Origin of the sequence: Aurantiacibacter hainanensis (assembly GCF_036321025.1) — a bacterium.
Classification (GTDB): Bacteria; Pseudomonadota; Alphaproteobacteria; order Sphingomonadales; family Sphingomonadaceae; genus Alteraurantiacibacter; species Alteraurantiacibacter hainanensis.
Window position 1 is genome coordinate 307,450 of sequence record NZ_JAZAPB010000002.1, and the last position, 22,276, is coordinate 329,725.

Below are 22,276 nucleotides of genomic sequence, written 5' to 3' on the forward strand. Positions count from 1 at the left end.
TCATATATACGAAAATTACGCAAGAGTGAAAATGCGCCGGAATCAGTCAAGTCGAGAATCCGCCAGATCGGCTCCCTCGCGCAAGGTGCGCAGTTTGGCCCAGGCCACTTTCGGATCGATCTTTCCATAGCCCGCGAAGGTGCCGAAGCCGCAATCCGTGCTGGCAATCACGCGGTCCTTGCCCACGATCCCGGCAAAGCGCTCGATCCGCTGCGCCACCAGTTCCGCGGTCTCGACATAGTTGGAGCATGTATCCACCAGGCCGGGGGCCAGCACCTTCTCGGACGGCAGGTCAGCCTTGGCCCACACGGCCCACTCGTGCTCGTGGCGCGGATTGGCCGCCTCGAAGAGGATCGTTGCGGGACGCGCCGAGAGCACGACATCGAGGATCGCCTCGAGCGGGATGTCGTGCGTGTGCGGACCTTCGTAATTGCCCCAGCACACGTGCATGCGCATCCTGTCGGGCGCGATGTTCTGCGTGGCTTCGTTGAGGGCATCCACGTTGGCGCGGATCGCGGCGAGGAATTCGCTCTCGCTCATGTCCTGATAGCCCGTGTGCCGGCTCATCGCCAGGTCGGGACAGTCGAGTTGCACCTGCAGACCGGCCTCCACGATCGCCTCGTATTCGGGTCGCATGGCCGCCGCCAGGTCGGCCAGGTAAGCCTCGTGGCTGGGATAGTACTGGTTGGGCTGGAACGCCGTGATCAGGCCGGGGGAGGCGGAATTGAGGAACGCCTCCGCACCTTGTCCTGCCTCGTCCAGAGCGGTCTTGAACCGCCTGATATCGTCGTGCAGCGGCTGCAGGTTGACCAGTTCGACCTTGTCGATGGCGCTGGCGCGAGTGAATTCCTGCTTGCCCATGATGTGCGAGAGCTTCTTCGCCAGCTCCGGAACTTCGGCCAGGTCCTTTGCGGGTTTGCGCGGAGTGTGTCCGCCGAAACCGGAAAGCCGCTCGATGATGTAGGTGGAATAGCCGACCTTCCCCAGTTCGCCGTCGCTGACGACCGAGACGCCCGCCGCCACCTGCTGGCGCACCGCCTCGGTCACGGCTGCCTGCACCACGCGGTCGAACTCGGCCTCGTCGTAGTCCTCGCCCTTGTCGCGCGCGAGTAGGAGGGGAACGAGCTGTTCCCCGCGGGGAAGGCTACCGACATGGCTGGTCTTGATCATTCCCGCGTCATTTCATGCACCCGAACTTTTCGCAAGGGTGAAGGTGCATCGCGGTTCGGCTCCTGCCCTTTCAGTTGCCGACCATCGTAACGCGCGTTAGCATCGCGGCAACACGGCACGAAATACCGGGGAGAGGACAATGAGCCGCACAGCGGAGGAAGAGGCCAATCTGCGCCTCGTGACGGAGATGTTCGAGAACGTGCTCGTGCCGCTCGATAGTGCGCGCGTGGACGAGTACATCGCCGAGAATTACGTTCAGCATCACCAGCACGTGGAGCCGGGGCGGGAAGCGCTGAAAGGCTTCCTGGACTGGGCGCGAAGCCAGCCGGGCGAGGCGGAGCAGGTTCTCCACCGGTCCTTCGTCGACGGCGATCACGTGATGCTGCACTACCACGTTATCCGCCACGAGGGCGATCCGGGCTTTGCCGTGATGGACATCTTCCGCGTGGAGAACGGCAAGATCGCCGAGCACTGGGACGTGATGCAGGATATCGATCCCGAGCGGCTGAATCCGCTGTCGGTGTTCTGACCATGCGGTTCAGGGACAAGATCGTCCTGGTCCTGGGCGGGAACTCGGGCATGGGGCTGGAAGCGGCGCGGATGTTCGCGGCGGAAGGGGGCAAGGTCCACCTCACAGGCCGAGACCGGAAGACCATCGATGCAGCCGTCGAAAGTATCCCGGGCGCCACCGGCTACCAGTCGGACATTGCCGATCCCGCAGCGACGCAGCGCGTCGTCGCATCCATCGAAGAGGCGGACGGCCGGATCGACGTGCTCTACATCAACGCGGGCGTCGGCGGCTTCGCGCCACTTCGCGACATTACCGAGGAAGCGTGGGACCACACCCACTCGATCAACCTGCGCGGCTGTGTCTTTGCCTTGCAGAAGGCGATCCGCATCATGGGTAAGGGCGGCAGCGTGGTGGTGACCGGCAGCATCGGCGCGCACGGCGCGCTGGAAGGCAACGGCACCTATGCCGCCGCCAAGGCCGGTCTGTTCATGGCGATGAAGGTGTTTGCCAAGGAACTGGTCGCCGAGGGCATCCGCGTCAACGTCGTCAGCCCCGGACCGATCGACACCCCGCTGCTCCATCGCAACCCCGGCATGACCGACGAACAGGTGGAAGGCCTGAAGGAAATGATGATCGCGAACATCCCCATGAAGCGCATGGGCGAGAGCGAGGACGTGGCGAAGGCAGTGCTGTTCCTGGCCAGCGACGATGCAAGCTTCATCACCGGCGCCAACCTGTTCGTCGATGGCGGACTGATCGAACTGGGATAACGGACCATGACCGAATTTTCCGACACCACGCCGTTCTCGGCACCGTTCTCCGCCTTCGACAATCCGCGGCTGGAGCCGGTGATGACGGTGCAGCTGCAGTTTCCCGAGGCCTACTCCATGATGCCCATGCCCGGCGGCGGGATGCGCACGGCCGTGCTGGTGAAGGAGGGGACGTTCGAAGGCCCGCTGCTGAAGGGGCGCGCGGTGCCCGGATCGGGCGGCGACTACGCCTGGTGGCGCGACGACGAGGTCGCCTGCCTCGATGCGCGTTATCTGCTGGAGGAAGACGACGGCACCATCATCATGCTGCAGAACCGCGGGTTCCTGTGGGGCCGCAAGCCGGACACCATGGCGCGCCTGCGCGCCTGGGCTTTCGAAGGCGGCGAGCCGGTGCCGCACGAGGACTATTACCTGCGCAGCCAGACCAGTTTCGAATGTCCCAAGGGTCGTCACGACTGGCTGACGAAGCACGTGTTCATCGGTGTGGGAGAGCGCCGGGCCGATGGTAATCGCCTGCGATATTACGCGCTGACATAAAATCACGCAAAAGCAGAAGCTTGGAAATTCAGCCCGGTTGCCTGCCCCCTATTCTGTGCGGTTTGGCTGAATCCGTTAGGAAATACAGCCTTTAGTCTGTAGGGGTGCCTTGGCGCTCCCTTTTCGGGGCGTGGATAGGTTGCGCAATGTACAGACTTGCTGGTTTCGACGTGCCCCGGCGCTTTTCTGCGCCGCGTACACGGTTTGTTGCGCAGTGCCTCTTCGGCCTGGGCTGCGCTCTGGCGATGGTGGGCCTGCGCAGCGTGCTGGACGTTTGGGCGGCGACCGCCGGGCCGTTCGCACTCGTCTACGTCGCGGTGCTGATCGCCACGCTTTACGGCCACTGGCAGGCCGGGCTTGTCGCCTATGTCACCAGCTTCCTGTGGGCCTGGTATTTCGTCCTTCCTCCCGCCTACGGGTTCGGCTTCGAACTCGCCACCGATGCACCGCGCGTGGCCATCAATGCCGCCGCCGTGATGGTGATGCTGATTTTTGCCGAGAGTTTCCGCCGCGCGGTCGATACGGCCCTCTCGCAGCGCGATGCCGAAATCGAGCGCGCGAAGGTGCTGCAGCAGGAACTGGAACACCGCACCAAGAACAACTTTGCGCTGGCCGCCAGTCTGCTGGAAATGCAGAAGCGACGCGAGCAGTTGCCGGAGGTGATTGCCGCGCTGGAACAGGCCATCGCCCGCATCCACTCTTTCTCCTCCGCCTATTCCAACCTTGCCCTGCAGCAGGGCGAGGGCGCGATGGTGGCCATGCAGGATTACCTGGTCGACGTGGTGGACCGCGTCACCCGCGGTGCCTTCCTCGACAACGTGCGGGTGGAGATCGACGCCGGAGAGCCCGAGGTCATCATGCCGCGCGAGGTGGCTGTGGCCATCGGCCTGTTCACGAACGAAGCGCTGACCAATTCCGCCAAGTACGCTTTCCCCGACGGACGCCAGGGTCAGGTGAAGGTGAAATTCTCCGGCTCCGGCGAGGACTGGAGCCTGGCGATCGTGGACAACGGTGTCGGCACGGCAGACGGGGACGAACGCTCTTCCGGTATCGGTGAGCGGCTGTTTGCCGCCTTCGCCCAGCAGGCGCAGGCCGAATACCGGGTGCAGGCCGGCCCCGACGGGCGCGCGCTGCATCTGGCCAGCAAGGCTCTCAACTAGCCCGCATCGTTGCGGACGATCCTAGAGATCGTCCAGCCCGAAATCCGCGCGCGGCGTCCACGTCTCGTACTGGCCTTCTGGCAGGCCGCTGTCGGCGATCACCACGCGGTGGGCGAACTTCCATTCCCCTTCCACTTTCTCCAGCCGGTCGAACTCGCGGCCCTGTTCCACCAGCACCGGCGGTTCGCCGATGTCGGTGTTGCGAATGCCGGTCCAGATGAAACTGGCGCGGGCGCTGTTGCCCTCCACCTCGATCACGGGATTGGACAGGAGCATGCGGAAAGTGCCGCCGTCGTCGCTCTGGGTCGCGGTCTCGCCGTCCTCGCCTTCCTCCCGCATCCCGGCATAGAGCGCCTCGATCTCCTCGCGGCCGTTGGCGACGATGCCGTTCACGTCGAACACCGCGTCCTCGGTGAAATAGTCGTCGAACGCGCCGGCATCCTCTCCGCCCAGGTGAGCGTAGTATTCCACCACCATGTCCTCGATGGCGATGCGGTCCAGCGCCTGCTGCACGGCAGGGTCGGGCGCGGTCTGCGCGTCGGCCCCGCTGCACGCCCCAAGCGCAAGAGCCGCCAGGGCGGCGAACGAGGTGGCTGGCCTGAATGCCTGTCGTGTCATGGTTTCTCCCTTCGCTTTTGCGGGCGAGATTGCGCCTGTCCGAAGCAGGAGACAAGTCCACAGGGAAATTCCCGTCCTATGGACTCTGCCGCAATTTGACTTAGTCTTTCGCGCCAGCGGCTCACCAAGAAGCCGCGTCAAGGAGAGGGAAAGAACAATGACCGCTTATATTGCGCTCGCTTTTTCAGTGGGACTGCTCGCCATTCTCGATACCTGGCTGTTCGGCGTGCCGCTGGCGGACTTCCTGCCCGGCCTCGTCTGGATCAGCTTCATTGCCTGGGGCTGCCATTTCCATTCGGGGGGCGGCGTGAAGGGCATGACCACCGCCATCGTGGGCATGAGCTTCGGCGCCCTCGTGGGCATGGTGGCCGTGATCCTGGCAGGCGGCGCGCTTGCCGGCCTGGGAGACCTTGCCGCACCGGTGGCCGTGGGCCTTGGCGCCTTCGTCATCTGCCTCGCCAGTGCGGTGCCGTTCCTGGCCACGATTCCGGCCAGCGTCTACGGCTTTGCATCCGTTGCGGGGCCGATCCTGCTGGCGGGCATGACCCCGACGGAGGCCATCGTGCCGACGATTGTATCCATCGTCATCGGCGCGCTGTTCGGCATCGTGTCCGAATACCTGGCCAATGCGCTGACGAAGAAGGACGCGACCGCGGCCGCTGCCGAACCGGCGGAGTAGAACGCGGCATCCGAGCAAGGGGGCGGGGCGGCGAAGAGCCTCCTCGCCCCTTTGCTTTCAGTCCTCGAAAACGCGGGGGCTCTGATAGGGCATGACGATGCCGAGCGCCTCGATCTCGTGGATCGCACCGCCCCAGACCTTGGAAACGTGGATCGCGGGCATGTCGAAGGGGCCGAACTGCGACAGGTCGCGGCTGTCCGCCCAGGGGACTCCCACCAGCGGGAAAATGTCCTCGTCGAAATCGTGCTCGAGATGGCTGACGCCCCACACCAGACCGGTTTCGGTGTCGGCAATCTCCACCCGGCGGTTCTCGATGCGGGTGATGTATTCCCACATGTTGGTGTCCATCTGCGCCGCGCAGCCAAGTCCGCCGAGATAGGCGAAGATCGCGTCATTCTGACCGTTGCCGTTCGGATTGTCGCGCACCATCGGATTGCGCGCCGTCTGGAAGCCGTTCTCGCGCCGCTCGCAGTCGTCGGCCATGTTGGAATGGGCCGAATTGTTGTTGTCCAGCGCGTCGTAGTAGCTCTCGCCCAGCCAGATGATCCGCTCGCGGCTGTCGCGGTAGGCTTCGGGCACCGGCTGCATCAGGCGCGGCCGCTCGTCCTGCAGGTTGGCGAGCTGGACGGGCGTCAGGTCGCGCGCGACGAGATGCTCGGCTTCGGCGACGGCACCGTCCTCGCCCAGTTGCAGGCGAATGCCGACGAACACCGGCGTCTCGCCCTCGCGCATCATGGTGAGGAGCCCCACCTGCCCGCTGACAGGGTCCGCCACGTGCACGGCGTAATCGGTGGCAGGCCCGGAGGTGACCGTCTGGAATATCCCTTCACCCGGGGCGATGCTTTCCAGGTTCTCGACGACGACCGCATCGCCGGTCCAGCGCACGGCACCCGGATCGCCTTCCACCACGCCCGTGGCATAGGCATCGGCCAGCGCGATCAGGCAATCGCGGTCGCAGTCCTGCGCCGCGGCAGGGGCGGCCAGCGCGGCCGTCGTGGCCAGCAGTCCGCTCAGCAGTATTCTCATCTTGTCATTCCCCCTTCGTCAGCGAACCGGCTCGCCTTCGTGGTTCTCCCGCCCCTGCGCTGCCCAGGCTGCCGCGCGTTCTTCGGCGAACCTCGGTGAAGTCGCGGTGATATAGCCGCGGATCTGCACGTTGCCCTCGTGGCAGGCGTATTCGTACATGCCGTAGTCGTCTTCCCGCAGCCACGGCAGGTCGAGCTTGTAGTGGCCTTCCATCACCAGCGGATCGCGCACCCATGCCTCGTAGTGAATCTGGTTCGGGTTCATCAGCGTGAGGTGTTCGGTGACATGCAGCTGGTCTGAATTGGGGGCGGGGCCCATAGACATGCCGGGGCGGAAGTTGGTCGTCTCGATCACCAGGGTGTCGCCATCCCAGTGGCCGACGGAATAGCCCAGGTCGTACTGCACGTCGGCGGGAGGCGGATCGCGTCCGTCGAGGTAGACGATGCGCGTTTCGTGGATCATCTCGAGGCTGATGACCACCTGACCCGGAGCCTGGAATATCTCGATCCCGCCGTTGTAGGCGCCCGGCAGCATGGAGCCGGGCATGCCGCGCGTCAGGCAGCGGTCGAAGATGCCGAAATCGTCCATGTCCTCGAACACGTCGGTGTTCCAGCTGGTGCGTTCGTTGGCGCGCAGTTCCTGCCCCAGTTCGGTGAGTGGCGGATAGCGACCGTTGGCAGGCTCAACGATCATGCTGGACTGGCGCAGCGGGTGGCCGAATTCGGCCCAGTGGCCCATGGCCATCAGGTTGGCCTTGTCCTCTTCCTCGTATCTCTCCAGTTCGCCCTCCGCACGGGCGAAAGCGCGTTCGTATTCCTCCTCTGTCAGGAATGCGCGCGTGCCCAGCGCCGGGCTGCGTTCGCGCGGCGTGCGGCCGAGATAGTCGACCGGCCATTTGCCGCGCAGGTCGGGATCGCCCCACTGCGTGCGCGGCATTTCCCAGCCGGGCGGCGGCGTTTCGAACCGCGCCGCCATCTGTTCCTCGAACGATGGATCCTGTGCGCCCACCGGCGTGATCGCCAGCGCGCCCGTGGCCAGTGCCAGCACGAGTTTTCTCATGCTCTTCTCCCCTCTCTGCAAAAGCCTATGCCTTCGCGCCTCGGTGGGCAAGTCGGCTCGGGAAATTCGTCCCGTCGCGCGCAGGCAACTGCCCGTCGCCGCAAGCCTGCGGGATGATGAACCGCCTTCCCACGGCCCGTTCAGCGCGATCATGCGACATTGGCGATCAAATGACCCGTGACGCGCCAGGGGCATGCCCCGACGCCAGCACCGAGCTGAAGGAGGCTCGCATGACAGACCGCAAGAGATTTCCGCTTCGCCTTGGCGCCGTATCTGCGCTGGCCCTGGCGCTGGCCGCCTGCGGGCCGGAGGACATGGCGAGCACGGACCAGCTGGCGCTGACCAGTGCGCTTGGCCCGTACAACTACTCGCTCGACGAGAGTGCCTGGGACCAGGGCGGTCCGGGAACCCAGTACTGGGCTGGCGGGGAAGGCGACTACCTGCCCGAAGCCTGGCCGATGCAGGCCGACTATCCCGGCAGCTACGCCCCTGCGCCTTCGTGGAACTACGATCAGGGCGGCTATTACGACGACGGCTATGCCGGCGAGTGGGGCCAGGAAGACTACGGCTACTACGACGCCGGCTATGCCGACGACTACTACGACAGCTATGGCGACGAATACTATTACGACGATACCGTCGGAACGGACCAGTATGCCTGGCTGGCACTGGCCGCGCTGATCGGCGGACTGCTGGCGGATTCCCCGCCCGACTATGGCTATTACTACGACGGCGCGCAGCCGTGGGCCTGGCGCACGCATGACGGGTATTACCGCTATGCCGAGCCGGTGCGCGGCGGCTATCGCTATTACTACTACGAACCGCGATCCGCGCGTCCGTTCCTGGTTCGCGATCCGCTCTACAGCTACGGCTATCGCGACGATCGGCTGGTGGTGGTCTACGACCGCGACGGCCGGATCCTGCGGCACGACCGTGCGCGCGATCGCCGCCGTGTGGCCTCCGCTTATTTCGACCGGGGCGAGCGTCTTTACGACGCCGCGAACAGGGGCGACCGTTTCGGCGTCTCGGCTCCGCTGTGGAACCAGCGCCGTCGCGAAATCGTCGCGGAACAGCGTCGCTGGGACCGCGCCCGCGAGCGGCGGCAGGAATGGCGCGAATGGGATGCCGCGCACGAGGAGGCTGCCGAACGCCGCTGGACCCGCGAGCGCCGCGCACGGCGCAGCGCCGCCGACCGCTTCGATCGCTGGCAGGATGCCGGCTATCGCGAGGAAGCGCCGCGCTTCTACCGCGACAGGACCGAGAACCGGCCGCGCATCGAACGCGCTGCGCTGGTCCGCAACGAAGCCCGCGCCGAACGTCGGGAACAGCGTCGCGATATCGAACGCGTCCGCGAGCGCTCCGAACGGGTCGACCAGCGCCGCGAGGAGCGCCGCGAGGCTCGGCGCGGCGGACCCCGCGCCGAACGCGATACCGGTTTCGCCCGCGCCGAGACGGAGCGCGTGGAGCGCACGCGTAATGTCGAACGCCGCCGCGATGCCGAGCGCGTGCGCCGCGACCGTGAAGAGAGTCGCCGCGACAACCAGCGTCGCGAGACGGTGAGGCAGGAACGTGCCCAGCGCGAGCAGGCTCAACGCCAGAACAGGCAGCGCGACGAACGCGCCGATCGCGACCGCCAGGAACGCCAGGCGGCGCAGCGCGAGAGCCGTCAGCGTGAACGGGCGCAGCAGCAGCGCGAAGAGCGTCAGCAGGCCCAGCGAGACCGCCAGCGCGCTGATCGCGATCGCGAACGTGCGCAGAACGAACGCCGCCAGCAGGAGCGGGCTCAGGCCGAACGCCGCCAGAACGAACGGGCGCAGCAAGAGCGCCGCGAACGCCAGCAGGCCGAACGCCAGCAGCAACAGCGCGAGCGGGCTCAGCGCGAACGGCGGGAGCGGCAGCAGGCCGAACGCCAGCAGCAGCAACAGCGCGAGCGGGCCCAGCGCGAACGGCAGGAGCGTCAGCAGGCCGATCGCCAGCGCCAGCAGCGCGAGTCAGCGCAGCGTGATCGCAGGCAGCAACAGGCCCGGCAGAACGAAAGGCGTCAGCGCGCGGAGAGCAATCGTGACCGGCCGCGCGAACGCGGCAACGGTCGCGGCCGTGGGAACGACTAGGTCAGCCCTTGCGCACGCTGGCGTCCAGCTTCGCGCGGGACACCCAGGTTCCGTGGACCTGGCTGCGCAGCGCCTTGCCGGTGCTGACCCGGGCAATGGGGCCTTTCTCGACAGCATCTGCCTCGATCACCCATAGCTCGCTGGAATAGTCCGACGGGTCGCCCGCGCCGGGAGGGCCGTTGGGGATGTCGATAACGCTCAGCAGCCAGCCGCCGTGGCCGTCTTCCGGCGACACGACATGCGCCGGCTCGCTGATCGCCGCGCCCGGCGGCAATTCCATCATCGACACACGATCGTTTTCCGGCTCGATCCGCAGCAGGCAATTGAAATTCGCGCCCACGGGCCCGCCCAGCATCGGCGGGCCTTTCGCCTGCGGGTTCATGCTGAGATACCACGCGCGGTGATAGGGGCGACCCTGCACCGCGTCCTCCACCCGGCACAGGTCGCCGGTCGGGCCGATTTCGCTGGCCTCGATCGCGGGCTCCTGCGCCGACATGTCGATGGTCCAGCGGGTGAGCGCGCCCTTGATGTCCTGCTGCGCGATATCGATGCCGCCCGCCTCGCGCATGAAGGAGAAGGCATTGGTCTCGGTCAGGCAGAGGTCGATATGGACCTTGTCGCCATCGTCGTAGGCATTGACTTCGTGGAAGCAGGAGACGCCCTTCGGCCCCTCGATCCAGATCATTTCGGACACGTCGCCGTAGCGCGGCATGATGCCGACATAGCTCGGCAGGTCCTGGTGATGCGCCCAGTGCGGGCCGCCTTCCTTGATCCGGTCGAGATCGGCCAGGGTCGGGAAGATCGGGAAGATCGCGTATTTCTCGGTGATCACGAAGTCGTGGATGGTGGAGCAATAGGGCTGGTCGAACCACTGCTCCTTGACGAGATTTCCGTCCTTGTCGGCGATGCAATAGGCCACGTCCAGCGTGCAGAGCCCGCCCGCCTCGTAGCCGAAGAAGAACATCTCGCCGGTTTCGGGATCAATGCGGGGGTGGGCGGTGAAGGTCTCGCTCCTCAGCTTGCCTTCGTAATCCCACTTGCCCTCCGTCGCCAGCGTGTGCGGGTTCACCTCGTAGCCGCGGCCGTCCTCCTTGGTCATGAACAGGCGGCCGCCGTGCCACACGGGGGTGGTGTTGGCGACGGTGCGATCCTTGCCCTTCACGCTGGGATCGTCGGTGAAGGGGTTGCGATAGCGACCGAACAGCGCGCGCCCCGCTTCCTTTTCGGCGAGGTAGCGTTCCGTCTCGACATACCTGATGCCGAAATCCACCTTGCCGTCGCGGATCGCGAACGACGAGATCATGCCGTCGTGGTTCAGCGCGATGTCATCCTCGAACATCGGCACATGGGCATTGTCGGGTACGGCGCGGAAGAAGGTGCCATCGATCGCGGCGGGAATTTCGCCCTCCACATCCAGCCCTTCCAGCTTATATTCCTGCTGGCGCGGCGTGTTGGTGCCAATGAAATGAATTGATTGCGGAAAAGCGCCCATGGCCTGTTTCCTCTCCTCTTGATTCTTTGTTTTAACGCTAACGCTTGTTACAATCGGTGCAACCCGCAACATTGATTGCGGTCAAAGGGAGGCGGAGGATGACCGGCGAAAGCGGCGCTGCACGCGATAGTGGAGCCAGCGTCCACCTGAACGAGACCAGCGACGTGGTGCTGCTGCACCGCCTGCTGAAGCTGACCAACCGGTTGATGGCGCCGTTTTCCACCCATCTTTCCCATCGCTACCGGATCAGCGTGAACGAGTTCCGCCTGCTGATGACCATCGGCGCGCTGGGGCGCACGGCCAGCCACGAGGTTGCCGAACTGACAGGCGTCAACGCCATGAGCGTGAGCCGCGCGGTCAGCGCGCTGCAGAAGCACGACCGGGTGGTGGTGGAAACCGACGAGGGCAACAGGCGGCGCAAGTGGCTGAGCCTCTCGGACGAGGGCCGCCGCCTTTACGAGATCATGCGCCCGCAGACGGAGACGGTGGCACACTACCTGTTTTCCGAGCTCGACAGCGCAGAGGTGGCGGGGTTTGCCAGCATCGTGGAAAGGCTGATCGAACGGCTGGACGCCAGCGATGAGCAGGGCAATTCGCTGTTCCTCGAACGCACCAAGCCGCAGGAGTAGACATGCACGACGAGACTCGCCGCGCGATAGAGGCCGACGTGACGCGTCTGATCCACGAATACGTGTGGGCGAACGATGCGCAGGACTGGCAGGCCTGCGCCGCGCTCTACACCGAGGATGCCGTGTTCCGCCGCCCCAGCGGGGGCGATCCGGTGGTGGGGCGCGAGGCAATCCTTGCCAGCTTCACCGCCCGTCCGCCGCGCGCGCAGCGGCACGTGATGGCGAACACCCTGGTCGAGGTGGTGAGCGAGAGCGAAGCCAGGGTGAAGAGCGTGATCGTGCTCTACATGGGCGACGCCGCCGAGGATGGCCTGCCGGTGCAGGATCCGAAGTCTCCGCTGATCGGCACTTTCGAGGACAGGGTGGTGAAGACCGAAGACGGCTGGCGCTTTGCTGAACGGACCGGCGGGCTGGATTTCAGGCCGTAGGGTTTACGCCGTCGCGGGCGCGCCGACCTCGCGCCCGGCATCCCTCTCCTTCACTCGCAGGCCCAGCGGCACCAGCAGCGCCACCAGCGCGCAGATCGCGGCGGGTATCGCGGCGATGAGGAAAAAGGTTTGCGGACCCGCCTCGGCATCCAGCACGGCCTGTCCGATCAGCGGTCCGGCAAAGGCGCCCAGGCGCCCCACCATCACGCCCATGCCGATCGCGGTCGAGAGCAGGCGCGGCGCGAACAAATAGACGCACAGCCCCGGCAGAACCATGCCGCCCGCGCTCGCGCCGCCCACGCCGACGCACAGCAGCAGGGTCCACAGCGTGCGGTCGGGCGGAGAAAGGCCGACGGCGGCAAAGCACAGCGCCATCGCCGCGAACATCAGCACCAGGGTAAGGGTCTTGTTCCAGCGGTCGATGCCGAAACTGGCGGCAACGCCGATGCCGATACCGGCGAACTGCACCACGCCCGAAACGCGGTCTGCCAGGTCCTGCTCGAACCCGGCCTGCGGCAGGATCGTGGGCAGCCAGCTGTTGAGCAGGTAGAGGTTCATGGCATTGAACGCGAGCATGGCGGCGAAGACGGCGAAGGGGATGACCCAGGGCTGGCGCAGCAGCAGCACCTGCGGCGCGGAGGCCTTCTGCTGGCCATCGCCCGATTCCGGCACGCCGCCATCCAGCATCAGCCACAGCGCCGCGGCAAGGGCGATAGCCATCACGCCGGGTACGAAGAACAGGCCTCGCCAGCCGAAAGCGCCCACCACGTTGGGCGAGAGCACACCGGCAATGGCAATGCCCAGCGGGATGCCGGCGGAGACGACCGCCATGACCGTGGCGCGCAGCCTGTCGGGTGCGAGCTCCGCGGAAAGGGCGCTGACATTGGGCAGCGCCGCGCCCAGCGCCACGCCGGTAAGGCCGCGCCAGATCAGGAATTCCGTCACGGTGGTGGCGGTGGTGGTGCCGAGAGTGAACACGCCTGTCGCCAGCGCGCCTGCCACGATCAGCGCGCGCCGGCCGAAGCGGTCGCCAAACGGCGCCAGCAGCGCGCCGCCCACGCCGATGCCCACCAGCAGCGCGGTGAAGACCCAGCCGAAGCTGGCCGGCTCCAGCCCCAGCGCCTCGTCCAGGCGCGCCACGGCAAGGCCCATGGCGGCAATGTCGTAGCCCTCCATCACGAAGATCCCGGCCAGCAGGACGAGCGAGGCGATGGTGCGGTTGGTCAACGGAGTACCTCAGGCAACACGGTGGAGGCCTCCCTCGCCGACAAGACTGGCATCGCGCGTGTCCCACGGGCTGGGCATGCGATAGGGCACGGTCAGGAAATTGGCTTCCACCTGCTCGATCGCGCCCTCGCGGATGCGGAAGGCCTCGGCGAGGTAGTAGCTGTGCGGGCGGCGCACCGGGCTCGTCGCGGTCTCGCCGTTGGTCAGAGTGTATTCGCCCACCCCGCCCGAATGATCGATGAAGCCATAGGCCAGCACGATCCCGCGCTCGGTATCCACCAGCGGAAAGCGGCGGGCGCGCAGGTCGTCGTCGTAGCGATACCAGCCCAATGCGAACTGCTCCTCGCAGCCCATGCGGGCAACGGGCAGGGGGAAGTCGGCATTGTTGGTGGTCTGCACCCCGTTTTCAACGCGGTTGCAGTGCGGCCAGAACTTCGTGGCTATCGTGCCGTCGTTGCGCTCGATCGTCTCGAAATAGCCGTTGGCGACGCGCACCAGTTCCTCGCGGGTGGAGCGGGCATCGTCCGCCACCAGCGCTTCCATCACCGGCTTGCGCTCGAAATGCTGCGGGCCGAAGGGAAAGCCCTCGTCCTTGTTGCGCGCCACGACGGTCTCGATGCCGATGATCTGGCCGCCTGACACTTCCAGCCGGATGCAGGCGGGGTTGAGCGCGTCGGTTTCCTCCACGGCGGTGAACACGGCCACCTGCCCCCGCGCGGGTTCGGCGAAGCGCAGGTCGTATTCGTGGCGGGCGGTGATGGTGTTCCACACGCCGTCGCCCACGGCCAGCACCACGTTGTTCTCGGTATTGAAGGCCCCTGCCGCGATGGGCGCGGCGGAGGGATCGCGCGCTGCCAGCGCTGCCAGGTAGGCATCCAGAACGCCGTACAATTCCTCGCGTGACGCCAAGACCCTCTCCCTTCGCTTGACTCGTAGCCGTGCTAGCTGAAAAGTAACGGGCGTTAAAGTCACGCTGCGAAATGCGCGTGGGGAGAGGGACGAAATTGATGGCGGATGCACCGCTTGCACCGGGAATGTCGGCCGCGCGCCTGGACGAGGCGCGCCGCGCGCTGGAAGCCGCCATCGGCGCGGACAAGTGCTTTTTCGAGCCGCTGGATCGCACGTCCTACCAGGACAAGTTCGCCGTGGACGATGCGGCGCATCACCCGGCAGGGGCTGTCGCGCCGGATACCGTGGAGGAAATCCAGGCGGTGGTGCGCGTGGCCAACGAATACCGACTGCCGCTATTCCCCATCGCGCGCGGCAAGAACCTGGGATACGGCGGCAGCGCGCCGGTGCTGGCTGGCAGCGTGGTGCTCGACCTGTCGCGCATGAAGAAGATCGAGTTCGACGAGGAACTGGGCACCGTGCTGCTGGAGCCCGGCGTCGGCTTCTACGACCTTTACGACTACGTGCAGCGCAACAACCTGCCCTACTGGCTTTCGACCCCCGGCAACAGCTGGGGGTCGGTGATGGGCAACGCGCTGGATCGCGGCGTGGGCTACACCCCCTATGGCGAGCACACCAAGAACATCTGCGGGCTGGAAGTCGTGCTGGCCAATGGCGAGGTGGTGCGCACCGGCATGGGCGCGTTCAGCGGCGCGCCGACCTGGCAGGCCTATCCCTTCGGTTTCGGCCCCGGCTGGGACCAGATGTTCGTGCAGTCGAACTTCGGCATCGTCACCAAGATGGGCATGTGGATGATGCCGGAGCCGGAAAGCCTGATGGGCATGGATGTCGAATTCGACCGGCCCGAAGATCTGAAGGTGATGGTGGATACCATCGCGCCGCTGCGCCGCGAACGGCTGCTGACCCAGTCGCCCAGCATCGGCAACTGGATGCGCGCCGCCGCGGTGCTGACCACGCGCGACCAGTGGACCGACGAACCCGGCGCGCTGTCCGATTCCGTGATCGACGCGATCCGCCGCCAGTTCAACATCGGCTGGTGGGGCGTGTCCTTGCGCCTCTATGGCCGGGAAGACGTGAACAAGGCGGCCTACAAGGTGCTGGAAGAGGCCATGGGCAACGCCGGCCCCATGTCGATCCGCCCCACGAGCTGGCGCAAGGGAGAGCCGCTGGAATATACCGGCTGGACCGGCACGCCGATGACGTTCCCGATGCAGAACGTGAACTGGTACGGCGGGCGGGGCGGACATATCGGTTTCTCGCCCATCATCCCGCAGGATGGCGACGCCGCGCTGGCGCAGTTCCGCCGCACCTATGCCCGCTACCAGGAATACGGAATGGACTACCAGGGCAGCTTTGCCTTCGGGGAACGGCACCTGACCAACGTCAACGCGATGATCTTCAACAAGGACGATCCCGCCATGATGGCCAAGGTCGACCCGTTCTTCCGCACGCTGGTGGCCGACGCCAAGGAGCAGGGCTATGGCGAGTATCGCACGCATCTCGATTACATGGACCTTGTCGCGAACACCTATGACTGGGGCGGCGGCTCGCTGCACCGCATGAACGAGGCGGTGAAGGACGCGCTCGACCCCAACGGCATCATCGCGCCGGGCAAGAGCGGTATCTGGGGCAACAACCGGCGCAATGGAGGTGCGGCATGAATTTTCATCGTCAGCACGGCATGAGAATTCTGCTGGCCTCGGTGCTGCTGGCCGCGGGTTCCGTCGCCTATGCCCAGAGCGGCGCGGGCGTTTCGGACGAGGCGGAGGAAGCCGTCGAAACGCAAGCCGGACCGCCGCCCATGCCGCAGCCTGTCACCCTGGCGAAGCGCCCCGGCGCGACCGGCGGGGAGGCGCTGTATGTCGAATACTGCGCGATGTGCCACAACGCCAACGGCATGGGCACGGGGCTTCTGGCCCGCCGCCGCGATGATGCCTTGCTGGAAGAGCGCGGCGATCTTGCCGCGGCCTTCGTGGTCGTCGCCGCTCGCAACGGGATCGGCAACATGCCGCCGGTGCCGCGCGGCGAACTGTCCGACGCGGACTTGCAGGCAATCGCCGAGTACCTTGCCGCCGGACCGCACGAGATCGCGCCATGAAGCTGACCCGGCGCACCTTGCTGGCAGGTGTGGCGGCCATTCCCGCCGTGCTGGGGCTGGACCGCCTTTCCGCAGCCACTCCGATCGCAGGCTCGGTGTTCCTGTTCGACGCGAGCCTTCCCGAGGCCACCTCTCGTCGCACCGCCGCTGTCGAGGCGGGGCAGCAGGCGAGGGCGATCGAAGGCGACTGCATCCGCTTCGCGCGTGAGGTCGTGGCATCGGGTCCCGCCATCATTCACGGATGGAGCAGGCAGGCCGACGCCCTGCTGATCGAGGAAGTGGCCGCCGAGGCGGGCTATCGCCGCGAAGGCGTGAGGGTGGAAGGCGCGGCAATTACGTGGATGCTCGTCCGCCGCACCTGATTACTTTCGGATCTTGAGCGACTCGGGCCGCTTGCGCGGTTTCCAGTCCCCGTGGCCGGGGAAGCGCTCGAGCACCTGCCCATCCCACAGTCGCACCAGGCGCGTGCGGAAGCGCCACTTGCCGTTCGCACCCTTCACCGCGTGATCGTCATACCAGCCGCAGAAGCGCAATTCGTAGGGCGGTTCACCGTGACATTCGGTGACGAAGGCGAAGCCGCGCATCCTGACGCTGCCGTCGTCCTGCGGGAAATACTGCACCTGGGTGACGTGATGCTGTCGACCGGGAAAGCCGGGCGCGCCCGCGTAGTGCGCCATCAGGCCGCGAATACCTTCGTGCCCGTGCCAGATGTCCGGGTCCTCGAACACCTCCTCGCGCATCTCGCAGTCTTCGGTAAAGCATTCCACCAGGCCATCGGCATCGCCGGTATCCAGTGCCCAGCTGTAGGCGGCAATCAGGTCCTGCAGGCCAAGCCGGTCCTCTATCGAGAGCGTCATGTGCTCCTCCCCTCCGTGTTGCGCCAATCGTAACAGTCGTTATGATGTTGGCAAGCGGTGAAGGCTCACGAACTTGCCGCGATGGGAGAGAAGACTTGGCGAAAATCATCGTATCCGGCGCGTCCGGCCAGTTCGGCCATGCCGCCGCATCGCAATTGCTGGACTTGGGCGAGGACGTGATCGCCCTGTCGCGCAACGTCGACAAGCTGGGCGACCTGGCGGAGCGCGGCGCCGACGTGCGCGAGGCGGACTTCGACAGTCCGGACGGACTGGAAGAGGCGATGGCGGGCGGCGACAAGCTGCTGCTGATTTCTACGACCATGGTGGGCCAGCGCCCGCGCCAGCATGGCAACGCCATCGATGCGGCCAAGGGCGCCGGGGTGAAGCACATTGTCTACACATCCATCATCGACGGCGGAAATCCTGACCATCCGGCGGTCGAGCAGCACGATCACTACGCCACCGAGCAGCTTCTGAAACAGTCCGGCCTGGCCTGGACGATCCTTTACAACAGCCAGTATTCCGAGGCGATCGCCACGGCCATGGTCGTGCCAGCACTGATCGCCGGATCGAAGCCCGACAACTGCGGCACCGGCAAGATCGCCTTCGTCAGCCGCGATGACTGCGTGGCGACGGCGGTCGGCGTGCTGACGCAGGACGGGCACGAGAACAAGGCCTACACCGTGACCGGCCCTGAACTGCTGACCGTTCCCGAGGCGATGGACATGGCCGCCGGGATGGCAGGCAAGCCCATCGAGGTGATCCACGTCGACGACGAGGGAATGTACCAGTATTTCGATTCCATCGGCGCGGTGCGCAAGGCGGAGGATCTGACGCCCGACACGCCGATCCCGTGGGCGAGCGAAGGCATGGTGACGTTCGGCCAGGCCATCCGCGAAGGCTATTTCGACGTCATCACCGACGACGTGGAGCGCATCACCGGACGCAAGCCGCGCACGCTGCGCTCGGTCTTCGAACAGCACCAGGGGGCATGGCCGCAATGAGCCGCCTTTTCGCCATTGCCGCCGTCGTGGGCCTGTCCGCCTGCACGGCCGCCGCCGTCCCGGAGCCGGAAATGGCCACTCCGCTGGCCGCGCAGGACCTCCCGCTGGGAGCGGGCGAGAACTGGGACAATCCCGGCGGCGACTGGGGCGAAAGCCATTTCTCGCGGTTGCAGACGATCGACCGCGCCAACGTGTCGCGCATGGGCCTGGCCTGGGAATACGACATGGGCACCGCCCGCGTGCAGGAAGCAACGCCGGTCGTGATCGACGGGGTGATGTACACCTCGGGCAACCTTGGCCGGGTCTACGCGCTGAACGCTGCCACGGGCGAGGAACTGTGGACCTTCACCCCCGAGCTGGACATGCAGGTAAACCGGTCCGCCTGCTGCGACCAGGCCAACCGCGGCGTGGCCGTGGCCGACGGCAAGGTGATGGTGGGCGCGCTAGACGGCAAGCTGTGGGCGCTGGACATGACCACCGGCGAACCGGTGTGGAGCGTCGACACCATCGTCGATCACTCGCGCGGCTACACATCCACCGGCGCGCCCGAAGTGGCGGGCGATCTCGTCATCATCGGCAATGCCGGGGCGGAATACGATGCGCGCGGCTATGTCACCGCCTATCGCATCGCGGACGGTTCGCAGGCATGGCGCTTCTACACCATTCCTCGCGATCCCGCTTCGGGTCCGCAGGAAAACCCCGAACTCGAACCCGCGCTTGCGACCTGGAGCGAGGACACGCGCTGGGACATCGGCGGCGGCGGCACGGCGTGGGATGCCATCGTCTACGATCCGCAGTTCGACCAGGTGATCGTCGGCACCGGCAACGGCGGGCCCTATCCGCAGGCGATCCGTTCGCCGGGGGGCGGCGATAACCTCTACCTCAATTCGCTGGTGGCGCTGGATCGCGAGACCGGCCGGATGAACTGGTATTTCCAGGAAACGCCGCAGGACAACTGGGACCTGACGGCGACGCAGCCGATGATCCTTGCCTCGCTGGATATCGATGGAGAGCAGCGTCCGGTCATCCTCCACACGCCCAAGAACGGCAATTTCTACGTGGTCGATCGCGAGACCGGCCATGCCCACGCGGCCAATCCGCTGGTGCGCATGAACTGGTCCGACGGCTTCGATACCCAGACCCAGCGGCACAGCATCACGCTGGAGGAATCTGACTATTCGCAGGGGCCGAAGATCGTCTACCCCGGCTCGCCCGGCGCGCGGAACTGGTATCCCGCCGCCTACGATCCCACGCGCGATACCTATTTCGCCCACGTGCTGGACATGGGCAACCTGCTGTTCCTTCCCGGTCCCATCGACAACGTCGAATACCAAGAGAAATTCCTCAACGCGGGCGCTGCGATCATCTTCACCTCCGACCTTCAGGCCGCCGCCGAAACGCTGCCGCCGCCGCTGCGCGCGGCCGTGCAGGCACAGGCGGCGTGGGAATGGGTGACGAGCAAGCCCTTCGAAAGCCAGTTGCGGGCCATCGATCCTCTGACCGGCGAAACCAGGTGGGCGGCGGAAAGCCTCGGCTGGCAGGATCGCCACGGCGTGCTGGCGACGCAAAGCGGCCTCGTCTTCCACGGCAACGTGGGTGGCACGCTGTTCGCGCGCGACGCCGATACCGGCGAGGAATTGTGGAGCGTGGAAACCGGCTCCACCATCATGGCCGCGCCGATGACCTACATGGTCGACGGCGTGCAGTATGTCGCCGTGCAGACCGGCTGGGGCGGGGGCGGATGGGGCTTCGTGCCGCGCTATGCCGCCGCTTACGGCAAGGGCAATGCCAACCGCATCCTCGTCTTCCGGCTGGATGGCGGCCAGGTGGCGATCCCTGAAGACCTGCCGCCGCTGCAACCCGCCCCCGAACCGCCCGAGCAGTTCGCTGGCGTCACCCCCGAGCTGCTGGCCCGCGGCAACGCGCTGTTCACCGGGAACTGCAGCATCTGCCATTCCAACCAGCCGCGCGCGCCCCTGCCCGACCTTCGCCGCATGAACCGCGGCGTGCACGCGGGTTTCCAGCAGATCGTGCTGGACGGACTGTTTGTCAGCCGCGGGATGCCGCGCTTCGACGACAGGCTGAGCGCGGAGGACGTGCGCGCCATCCAGGCCTGGCTGATCAGCGTGCAGGGCCCGCTTCGCGAACGCGAGCTGCAACTGCAAGAGGAAGGCTTGCCGCTCGACACCCAGTCGCTCACCATCCTCTCCAACTACTAGGAGCCGTGCCATGACCCCCGAAGGCGTGACCATCAAGCACCCCGACAAGCTGTTCATCGGCGGAGAGTGGGTCGCCCCCACGTCCAACGACAGCATCGAGGTGGTGAATCCCGCCAGCGAGGAAGTGGTGGCCCGCGTCGCCCATGCCGGCAACCGCGACATGGACGCCGCCGTTGCCGCCGCGCGCGAGGCGTTCGACAACGGCCCCTGGCCCCGCACTTCGCCGAAGGAGCGGATGGCTAAGCTGATGGAACTGGTCGACGTGCTGGAGCCGCGCGTGCCCGAACTTGCCGCCGCCTGGACGGCCCAGATCGGCGGCCTCGCCAGCGCGGCAGGGCCGATGCACGCGGGCGGCGTCGCGGGTCTTCGCGGCATCGCATCGCTGGGAGAGCGCTTCGCCTGGACCGAGCAGCGCCCCGGCATGGCGGTCGATACCGTCACCGTAGTGCGCGAGCCGGTGGGCGTCGTTGTCGCAATCGCGCCGTGGAACGGCCCGTTCGCGATCATGGCGAACAAGGTGTTCTATGCCCTGATCGCGGGCTGCACCGTGGTGATGAAGCCTTCGCCCGAAACCCCGCTGGAAGCCTATATCATCGCCGAGGCGGCAGAGGCGGTGGGCATGCCGAAAGGCACGGTCAACCTCGTCCCTTCGGACCGCGAGGCGGCGGATCACCTGATCCATTCGAAGCACATCGACAAGATCACTTTCACCGGCTCCAGCGCGGCAGGCCGCCACATCGCCAGCGTGGCGGGCGGCAACATGGTGCGTGCCACTTTCGAGCTGGGCGGCAAGAGCGCCGCGATCGTGCGAGACGATTTTCCCATCGACCAGGCTGCGGGTATTCTCGGCAACACCATCACCGTGATGAGCGGGCAGGTCTGCGCCATGCTCAGCCGCGCCATCGTGCCGAAGGCCCGTCACGACGAACTCGCCGAGGCCATTGCCGGGGTGATGAAGGGCATCAGGATCGGCCATCCCGAGGACGAGGATACCCAGCTCGGTCCCGTCGCCATGCGCCGCCAGCTGGAGCGCATCGAGATGTATATCGAAGCGGGCAAGGCATCGGGGGCGGACCTCGTCACCGGCGGGCATCGCCCCAGCCACATGAACAAGGGCTACTACATCGAGCCCACACTGTTCGCGAACGTCGACAACAAATCGAAGATCGCGCAGGAAGAGATCTTCGGTCCTGTCCTGTGCCTGATCCCGGCGGAGGACGAGGAAGACGCCATCCGCATCGCCAACGAAAGCGACTATGGCCTCAACGGCTCCGTGTTCACCAACGACGCGCAGGCCGCTTACGACATCGCCCGTCGCGTGCGCACGGGCGTGGTAGGGCAGAACGGCATGCGGATGGAATGGACCGCGCCTTTCGGAGGGTTCAAGCAGTCGGGTATCGGCCGCGAGGGCGGTGACGAGGGCATCCACGCCTACGTCGAGACGAAGACGATCCTGACGGACGCGCCGGTCGAAGTCTGACGCCTGCTCGCTGCTCGCGCTCAGCGATGCTCGGCGCGCAGCAGAGACCAGTCGTAGTCTGCCGCCGGATGAGCCTGGATCGAGCTGACCGCGTCGTTCAACAAGTTCGCCGCGCGTCTGCAATGGTGCGTTGCATTCACCTCGCGGGAAGAGGCCAGCGCAAGAAGCATTTCCCGGCGAGCCTCTCTCATCGAAAGCGGAACCTCGAAATTCATTGTTCAATCCTCTCCCTGGATTCGTAAAAAAGCTCCGGCGTCATCATCAGCAGCCCGCAGTGCCGCGCGATGTGACG

Annotated in this window: 23 protein-coding genes; 14 read left to right on the forward strand and 9 right to left on the reverse strand. The window is 66.0% G+C overall.

Annotation, left to right across the window (positions count from 1 at the left end):
* Window positions 1–42 precede the first annotated feature (42 nt).
* Window positions 43–1,170, reverse strand: coding sequence for a cobalamin-independent methionine synthase II family protein (locus AAA989_RS09020; protein ID WP_338242792.1), 1,128 nt, complete (start codon window positions 1,168–1,170; stop codon window positions 43–45).
* Window positions 1,171–1,309: 139 nt separating this feature from the next.
* On the opposite strand from AAA989_RS09020, the gene AAA989_RS09025 reads away from it, so the two are divergent.
* The 4 genes from AAA989_RS09025 (at window position 1,310) to AAA989_RS09040 (ending at window position 4,148) form a co-directional block, all read left to right on the forward strand.
* A complete protein-coding gene (locus AAA989_RS09025; protein ID WP_338242794.1) occupies window positions 1,310–1,699 on the forward strand; it encodes a nuclear transport factor 2 family protein in 390 nt (129 codons plus the stop codon).
* Between the two features lie 2 nt (window positions 1,700–1,701).
* Window positions 1,702–2,451 carry an SDR family NAD(P)-dependent oxidoreductase gene (locus tag AAA989_RS09030; RefSeq protein WP_338242796.1) on the forward strand — a complete coding sequence of 250 codons (750 nt, stop codon included), beginning with the start codon at window positions 1,702–1,704 and terminating at the stop codon, window positions 2,449–2,451.
* 6 nt (window positions 2,452–2,457) lie between these two features.
* Window positions 2,458–2,988: a DUF3237 domain-containing protein gene (locus tag AAA989_RS09035; protein WP_338242797.1), complete on the forward strand. Its 531-nt coding sequence runs from the start codon at window positions 2,458–2,460 to the stop codon at window positions 2,986–2,988.
* A 146-nt stretch (window positions 2,989–3,134) separates the two neighbouring features.
* Window positions 3,135–4,148 (forward strand): sensor histidine kinase, encoded by a 1,014-nt coding sequence (locus AAA989_RS09040; protein ID WP_338242799.1) that lies wholly within the window; start codon window positions 3,135–3,137, stop codon window positions 4,146–4,148.
* Window positions 4,149–4,169: 21 nt separating this feature from the next.
* On the opposite strand, the gene AAA989_RS09045 is transcribed toward AAA989_RS09040, so the two are convergent.
* Window positions 4,170–4,766, reverse strand: a complete 597-nt coding sequence (locus AAA989_RS09045) for a nuclear transport factor 2 family protein (protein ID WP_338242802.1) — start codon at window positions 4,764–4,766, stop codon at window positions 4,170–4,172.
* A gap of 157 nt (window positions 4,767–4,923) precedes the next feature.
* Between AAA989_RS09045 and AAA989_RS09050 the strand changes: the two genes are divergently transcribed.
* The gene (locus AAA989_RS09050) at window positions 4,924–5,445 is read left to right on the forward strand and encodes a DUF1097 domain-containing protein (RefSeq protein ID WP_338242803.1); all 522 of its coding nucleotides are present in this window, start codon (window positions 4,924–4,926) and stop codon (window positions 5,443–5,445) included.
* Window positions 5,446–5,502: 57 nt separating this feature from the next.
* On the opposite strand, the gene AAA989_RS09055 is transcribed toward AAA989_RS09050, so the two are convergent.
* Together AAA989_RS09055 and AAA989_RS09060 are read right to left on the reverse strand one after the other, a co-directional pair.
* Entirely contained in the window at window positions 5,503–6,471 is a 969-nt protein-coding gene (locus tag AAA989_RS09055; RefSeq protein ID WP_338242806.1) for a DUF8021 domain-containing protein, read from the reverse strand.
* Between the two features lie 18 nt (window positions 6,472–6,489).
* The gene (locus AAA989_RS09060) at window positions 6,490–7,530 is read right to left on the reverse strand and encodes a hypothetical protein (RefSeq protein ID WP_338242808.1); all 1,041 of its coding nucleotides are present in this window, start codon (window positions 7,528–7,530) and stop codon (window positions 6,490–6,492) included.
* Window positions 7,531–7,760: 230 nt separating this feature from the next.
* Here AAA989_RS09060 and AAA989_RS09065 point away from each other — a divergent pair, with 230 nt between their 5' ends.
* Window positions 7,761–9,641, forward strand: a complete 1,881-nt coding sequence (locus AAA989_RS09065; RefSeq protein ID WP_338242810.1) for a hypothetical protein — start codon at window positions 7,761–7,763, stop codon at window positions 9,639–9,641.
* Between the two features lies 1 nt (window position 9,642).
* On the opposite strand, the gene nov2 is transcribed toward AAA989_RS09065, so the two are convergent.
* Window positions 9,643–11,133 carry a lignostilbene-alpha,beta-dioxygenase NOV2 gene (nov2, locus tag AAA989_RS09070; protein ID WP_338242812.1) on the reverse strand — a complete coding sequence of 497 codons (1,491 nt, stop codon included), beginning with the start codon at window positions 11,131–11,133 and terminating at the stop codon, window positions 9,643–9,645.
* 98 nt (window positions 11,134–11,231) lie between these two features.
* On the opposite strand from nov2, the gene AAA989_RS09075 reads away from it, so the two are divergent.
* Complete coding sequence (locus AAA989_RS09075; RefSeq protein WP_338242814.1) at window positions 11,232–11,762, forward strand: MarR family winged helix-turn-helix transcriptional regulator; 531 nt, start codon at window positions 11,232–11,234, stop codon at window positions 11,760–11,762.
* A 2-nt stretch (window positions 11,763–11,764) separates the two neighbouring features.
* On the forward strand, window positions 11,765–12,190 hold the full coding sequence (locus AAA989_RS09080) for a nuclear transport factor 2 family protein (RefSeq protein ID WP_338242815.1): 426 nt from the start codon (window positions 11,765–11,767) through the stop codon (window positions 12,188–12,190).
* A 3-nt stretch (window positions 12,191–12,193) separates the two neighbouring features.
* Here the strand turns inward: AAA989_RS09080 and AAA989_RS09085 are convergent, their stop codons facing one another.
* Both AAA989_RS09085 and AAA989_RS09090 read right to left on the reverse strand, forming a co-directional pair.
* Window positions 12,194–13,417: an MFS transporter gene (locus AAA989_RS09085; RefSeq protein WP_338242817.1), complete on the reverse strand. Its 1,224-nt coding sequence runs from the start codon at window positions 13,415–13,417 to the stop codon at window positions 12,194–12,196.
* 9 nt (window positions 13,418–13,426) lie between these two features.
* Window positions 13,427–14,326, reverse strand: a complete 900-nt coding sequence (locus AAA989_RS09090; RefSeq protein ID WP_338242819.1) for a DUF8021 domain-containing protein — start codon at window positions 14,324–14,326, stop codon at window positions 13,427–13,429.
* A 98-nt stretch (window positions 14,327–14,424) separates the two neighbouring features.
* Between AAA989_RS09090 and AAA989_RS09095 the strand changes: the two genes are divergently transcribed.
* From AAA989_RS09095 to AAA989_RS09105, 3 genes are read left to right on the forward strand one after another with little or no spacing between them, the layout of a single operon-like run.
* On the forward strand, window positions 14,425–15,987 hold the full coding sequence (locus AAA989_RS09095; protein WP_338242821.1) for an FAD-binding oxidoreductase: 1,563 nt from the start codon (window positions 14,425–14,427) through the stop codon (window positions 15,985–15,987).
* A complete protein-coding gene (locus AAA989_RS09100; protein WP_338242823.1) occupies window positions 15,984–16,424 on the forward strand; it encodes a c-type cytochrome in 441 nt (146 codons plus the stop codon). Before AAA989_RS09095 ends, AAA989_RS09100 begins: the two co-directional genes overlap by 4 nt.
* Window positions 16,421–16,786, forward strand: a complete 366-nt coding sequence (locus tag AAA989_RS09105; protein WP_338242825.1) for a hypothetical protein — start codon at window positions 16,421–16,423, stop codon at window positions 16,784–16,786. The genes AAA989_RS09100 and AAA989_RS09105 overlap by 4 nt, the downstream gene beginning before the upstream one ends.
* On the opposite strand, the gene AAA989_RS09110 is transcribed toward AAA989_RS09105, so the two are convergent.
* Window positions 16,787–17,281: a nuclear transport factor 2 family protein gene (locus tag AAA989_RS09110; protein WP_338242827.1), complete on the reverse strand. Its 495-nt coding sequence runs from the start codon at window positions 17,279–17,281 to the stop codon at window positions 16,787–16,789. It abuts the gene before it with no gap.
* A gap of 95 nt (window positions 17,282–17,376) precedes the next feature.
* On the opposite strand from AAA989_RS09110, the gene AAA989_RS09115 reads away from it, so the two are divergent.
* Genes AAA989_RS09115 through AAA989_RS09125 form a run of 3 tightly spaced genes read left to right on the forward strand, consistent with a single transcriptional unit; the run spans window position 17,377 to window position 21,984 of the window.
* Window positions 17,377–18,285 carry an SDR family oxidoreductase gene (locus AAA989_RS09115; RefSeq protein ID WP_338242829.1) on the forward strand — a complete coding sequence of 303 codons (909 nt, stop codon included), beginning with the start codon at window positions 17,377–17,379 and terminating at the stop codon, window positions 18,283–18,285.
* Window positions 18,282–20,504 (forward strand): PQQ-dependent dehydrogenase, methanol/ethanol family, encoded by a 2,223-nt coding sequence (locus tag AAA989_RS09120; protein ID WP_338242831.1) that lies wholly within the window; start codon window positions 18,282–18,284, stop codon window positions 20,502–20,504. Before AAA989_RS09115 ends, AAA989_RS09120 begins: the two co-directional genes overlap by 4 nt.
* Before the next feature lie 10 nt (window positions 20,505–20,514).
* Complete coding sequence (locus AAA989_RS09125) at window positions 20,515–21,984, forward strand: aldehyde dehydrogenase (RefSeq protein WP_338242833.1); 1,470 nt, start codon at window positions 20,515–20,517, stop codon at window positions 21,982–21,984.
* Window positions 21,985–22,004: 20 nt separating this feature from the next.
* On the opposite strand, the gene AAA989_RS09130 is transcribed toward AAA989_RS09125, so the two are convergent.
* Window positions 22,005–22,199, reverse strand: coding sequence for a hypothetical protein (locus AAA989_RS09130; protein WP_338242835.1), 195 nt, complete (start codon window positions 22,197–22,199; stop codon window positions 22,005–22,007).
* Window positions 22,200–22,276: the final 77 nt, after the last annotated feature.